The organism is bacterium, assembly GCA_012517375.1.
Classification (GTDB): Bacteria; Hydrothermota; Tepidihabitantia; order B3-TA06; family B3-TA06; genus JAAYVC01.
This window is the reverse complement of the sequence record JAAYVC010000103.1, coordinates 1-5,087: the sequence shown is the minus strand read 5'-3', so window position 1 is coordinate 5,087 and position 5,087 is coordinate 1. Positions and strand designations below refer to the sequence as shown.

Annotated in this window: 5 protein-coding genes; all 5 read left to right on the top strand. The window is 51.4% G+C overall.

Annotated features, from left to right (window positions below; genetic code table 11):
• Positions 1-232 (top strand): hypothetical protein (locus GX441_11415; GenBank protein NLI99251.1); only part of this gene is annotated, 232 nt, incomplete at its 5' end.
• A gap of 35 nt (positions 233-267) precedes the next feature.
• The gene (locus GX441_11410) at positions 268-2,622 is read left to right on the top strand and encodes a hypothetical protein (protein NLI99250.1); all 2,355 of its coding nucleotides are present in this window, start codon (positions 268-270) and stop codon (positions 2,620-2,622) included.
• Positions 2,623-2,636: 14 nt separating this feature from the next.
• Complete coding sequence (locus tag GX441_11405; GenBank protein ID NLI99249.1) at positions 2,637-4,463, top strand: hypothetical protein; 1,827 nt, start codon at positions 2,637-2,639, stop codon at positions 4,461-4,463.
• A gap of 10 nt (positions 4,464-4,473) precedes the next feature.
• Entirely contained in the window at positions 4,474-4,872 is a 399-nt protein-coding gene (locus GX441_11400) for a hypothetical protein (GenBank protein NLI99248.1), read from the top strand.
• 11 nt (positions 4,873-4,883) lie between these two features.
• Positions 4,884-5,087 (top strand): hypothetical protein (locus GX441_11395; GenBank protein ID NLI99247.1); only part of this gene is annotated, 204 nt, incomplete at its 3' end.

The following is a 5,087-nucleotide window of genomic DNA, read 5'->3' as shown; positions in this document are numbered from 1 at the left end:
CACAAAACAAATGACGGCAGGCGTGCGGGTGATCGAACAGGATAGTCAGGGTCGCGATAAGCCTCGCTGGGTATCTTCAGGAGCGGACCATTATCTATTCGCAGAGGCTTACGACCTTCTTGCTATGCGCATCAAGCCGCTCGTCAACGATGAAATTCACCTTGAGCGAATAGGACTTGACAATTATCAACCGAGAGACTATACTTTAGCAGACGACCGACACCGATTTTAGACGCTTTTCGATAAGAGGGAAAGAGAGATGCGTCAGTGCTATGGTTCGGGAAAAAGCCGGAACCCGAAAAACCTAAAAATTACAGCGTACCTCAGCTTCAATTAGGCGAGTCCAGAACACCGGACACCCGCGTCCGCACGTCTCAGGGATTCCGCACAACCGAAGGTATCATCTACCGTCAGCATCAATTCCCTTTCTCGCGCGTTCGCGACATGCTGGCTGACCCGATAGTGTGGTTCGCCGCAGAGTACGTAACGCTTCCGCTCCTGCAAGCAAAGATTGAGATAAACGGTGAAGGCGAGCAGCGCGAATATGCGGTGCGTGCGCTCATGGAATCGGGTAGACTTCGCAAGTTTATGGGCGATGCGCGATACGGGATTTACTTCGGGTTTGCAGGCTGGGAGCAGTTATGGAGCGTGATTGACGGCGTAGTAATGCCGGTCGACCACAGGCTCTTACGCTGGGAAGATACGACGATACTCGAGAATCCCGAGCCAGGCGAAGACTTAGGCGCATTCATGGGTTTCGAATATCAGAACCGGAATGCCTTTGTAAAGGGGATGCCTTCGCTGGTCAAGATATTTACCCGATACAACAAGGCGGTTCTTTTCACCTGGAACGGCCAGCTTACCGATAGATACGGAACCCCGCTCGTTGCCGCCGCATGGGACGCATATCGCCGCAGACGTTATCTTTTACAGGACATGAGCAACTATGCCGAGCGGCACGGAAACCCGCCCTGGGTTGTTACGTTTCCCTCGGGCAAGACGGTTGACGTAGGCGGTACGGAAACGAAAGCAGGGGAGTACGCGGTAGAGGTGGCAAAAACGATAAGGCAGGGCACGAGTGTTGCAAAACCTTATGACCCCGACCCTATGACTCGAGAGAATCGCTGGAACATTGAAGCCCTGGATACACCAGACAAATCTCCTCAGTTTGAAACTCTCAACAAGATATTGGTAAACGAGATTCTGGGCGCAATGCTTATGCCCGCTCGCGTTATCATGGAAGGCGAACACGGCACGAACGCGGAATCCCAAACTCAGGCTGAACGGCTTGGCTCTGTTCAAGATGCGATACTTGACGCAGTACTCGACGTGGCGAATGAACAGATATTGAGACCCGCGCTTGCTTATAATTTTATGAGGCCAGACCCGAACGTGCGAATAGTTCACGGTTCGGTTAAAGCCTATTCTCTTGAGCTTCAGCTTGTAGTTATCCAGAGGATGCTTGACTCATTCTACGCCGACGGCAAGATAACCCAGGACGAGCTTGAACAGATAGCCGAGTTGACAGGCATTCACCTTAACCCGGGCGTAATCGATATTAAGAACCCGCCGCCGCAAGATAAATCCGAACTGCCTATCGAGGGCACGCAAGACGAGGGCGGGAACCCTGCTGCTTTCTCAAGACACGAGCACGACCATTACGTAAGCGCGCGGGAACTTTTGACGAGGCTCAAGAGGGACGGGCTTCGCAGAAAACCCAGCGAGTTAGAGCTTCTTGTGCGCACAGAGAAGCAGTGGATAGATTACCTTTCGCGTGAGCTTCAATCAGAGGCCGACTTTACGGACGATATTCTTGACATCGTTTACAAGCAGAAGGCGGGGGCTGAAGCTTTTGTAACCTCTCTTTACAAAGAGAAACCTTCAACGCAGTACACGAAGGCGCAGACGTTCGAGTTACGTTACAGAATGGACGAACAGAGATTGATTAAGGACTGGCTGAAGGAGCAGACGGATAGTGCGGCTCGTGAGGCTTTCGAGGAAGCAGGCGAGACTTATCCCGGGAGCTTATCGGCTGAGATAAACTCCTGGCTTTCGAACAGGGCAACGGGAATAACGAACAGACTCATATACAGGATAGAACTTGACATTCGCGAGCAGCTATCCCAGGCATTGCGTATTAAGGATGATGTCAAAATGGCAATGTATAGGGTGAGGAACTATTTTGACGCGCTTACTAACGAGTCAAACTCAGGAAGCGTCCAGCGACTTCTGGCAGGGACGATGAACGAGTGTATATCAATGGGACGCATGATGCTTCTTGAGAGAAAGACGAATGGCTCTTTCAAATATAATGGGAAGGGCAACCTTGCGGGTGAGAATGAAGTTGTTGCCGTAATCCGCTCAGAACTTCTCGAAGACCCGAGTATTTGCAAAGTATGCGAGCGTCTTGACAAGTTGACGCTCCGCGCCGACGACCCTGACCTTGAATACTGGATTGCTCCGCATCTTTGTCTGGGTAATCGAGCGAAGCATGGCTACAGATGCAGAGGTATCAATCTGCATATTTACGGCTCAACCCGTAAGGAACTTTACGAAGACAAGATTGTTAATCCGAGAACAAGCCCCCCTATTCCTGCCTCATGGGATACGGGGGATTTTTAGAAAGGAGGCTTTTAGTGCCCTGGAAAAATGAATCGGACGTGCCTGAGCAGGTGAAGACGCACAAGGGAGCTTCCTTAACGCTTGCTCAGGCGAATCGCTGGGCTGAGATTCGCGACGCGGTCGCTTCGAGCGATAACCCGCCGGATTCTCCCGAGGCCGTAGCCTGGACTCAATGGGAGAAGGAATACAAGCTCAACGAAGATAAATCAGCATGGGTTAAAGAAGAGCCTAAACAGGCCCAGTCGCGCCAGCTCTTTGCATCAAGGATGCTCGACTCGCAAGGGATAATCGTCGCGGTACATCTCCATCGTGAAGCACTCGCCGCAGACGACGACCTTCAATGGGTCGAGGCTTTAATGGCACTGGATTTCAAGGATGAAACAGGACGTCATGTAACTATATCCAAGGACGATCTCGAAACCTTAGCCCGCAACTTCGAGGATGAGGTTGTGGGTCGCAAGGTGTTCGTGGATATAGACCACATGGCCGAGTTTGCAGAATCAGATAATCCTCTGAGCCGTGCGCGCATAGGCACTGTTGAAAAGGTCAAGCTGGGAATTAGCAAGAATCCTCAGACTCTTGGCGAAGCCGTCCTCTTATGTGGGGTTCGTCTCAACAAGAGAGGAAAGCAGGCCATTGAAGACGGGGAGTTCGGCTATATCTCTGCGGTTATTCATTCACACTGGAAGGACCGCAGACCGGATCACCAGGAAGAGTTTGTCAAGGGAAAGGTGTTGACATCTATCACCTTAACAAACGACCCCTTCGTGCCCTGGCTTGCCGAAGTAGGCTCCGACGTAACCCCTGAAATCGCAAAAACAACCCGCGCCCTTCTGACTCGCATGGCCGATTCCGACAAGGTTGAAAGGTTCGCCCTTAGCCTTGAAGGTGAATCCATGAACGATTTGCGCAACCGTCTTCAAGCTGCCCTTCATAAGAAACTCGGTTTGTCCGACGATCAATATGTATGGGCTGAAGACGTACAGATTTCTAACGAGTCGCAGGGTATGGTTATATTCCGCTTCAAGGATGCACTTCAGGGCTGCGATTATTCGATAAGTCCTGACGGTTCGATAATCCTTGCGGAAGAAATTTTTGAAGTAAAAACCTCCTGGGAAAAAGTGGAAAAGGCACAACTGCCTTTGAACAGACAAGGAGATTCCGATATGGACCCAAAAGAAATTGAAGTCTTGACCAGAGCGAAGGAGAAAGCCGAAGGCGACCTTAAGGAAGCCCAGGAAAAACTCACGCGTCTGGAAGAGGCTGAAAAAAAGAACAAGGAAGCGGTTGAACGGCTTCACAGAGAAACGCTCTTTGTAAAGTTCAACCCGCTCCTTGACGCGCTCAAAGCTCCGAATAAAGCGAAGCGCGTAATACCTCCGGCCATACTCGAGCGAGTCGGGAAGCTTTCAAAGCTCGTTCTCACTGGTGAAGGTGAGGCTGTAGCTCTCAAAGAAGCCCAGACAGCTCTTGAAGGCGGCACGCCCGAGGTTTCAGAAGGAGCAAAGGGCTATTTTGCAGAACTCGCGAACCAGGTCAGCAACGAAGGCGAGGCTGTAACTCTTTCAAAGATACTCCTGGCTGAAATCGTCGGTCTTCTTGATAAATTCAAGGAAACTGAAATGGTAGACCAAGCCGCGATGTCTCACGCGCCGAGCAAGAAGCCTCTCAACAGAGACAGATCACATTCTGAACTCGTCGCGGAACGCTATAAGGAGCTTCTTAGCCGCAAGCCTGAAGATGTACCTGAACTCCTGAAGTTCAAGTCTTCGCGAAGGGCTGAGGAAGCGCTGAAGCTCGCCGAGAAGCAGATAACAGCCGAAGAGTCGGCTGCGACATAAGGAGGCGAATGTGGCTACTATGAACTTCGGGCAAGTCCCGAAAAATCTCAAACAGGCAAAATGGTTGAATGATACCGCCTGCTCTCAGCGCAGATTCATCAAACTAGGCGCTGGCGGCGTGGATTACGCCACTGCGGATACTGACATCATAATCGGCGTTCTCTACTCCGACGGCGTTGCTCAATACGGCATGGTTGACTACAGCCCCCTCGTGCCTGGCGAGGAAGTTCTGGTTGACTGCGGCGGTGCGGGTATTCTTGCGCTCGGCAAAGTAACGGCAACAACCGCAGGCGAAGCCGTAACATGTAGCGGAGCTGTAACTAAATACATGGCAGGAATAGCAATGGAAGCCGCGACGGCAGGCAAGGTATTCAGGATGAAGTGCGCTCCTGGATATACGTCGGGCTAAGGAGGTAAACAATGGACCCTAAACTTTCAACTGTGCATCTAGACCAGCCCTTGACCAATTTCTCGCTTGCCTATATGGAATCCGAGGACGTGGTCAGGGTTGCTCAACTCGTGTTTCCTCCCGTCGCTGTTCCGCATCTTACCGACAAGTATTTTACTTTCGGTAAGGAAGGCATGCTGCTCGTTGATACGAAGGTCGGCCCGAAGGGCGAGCCT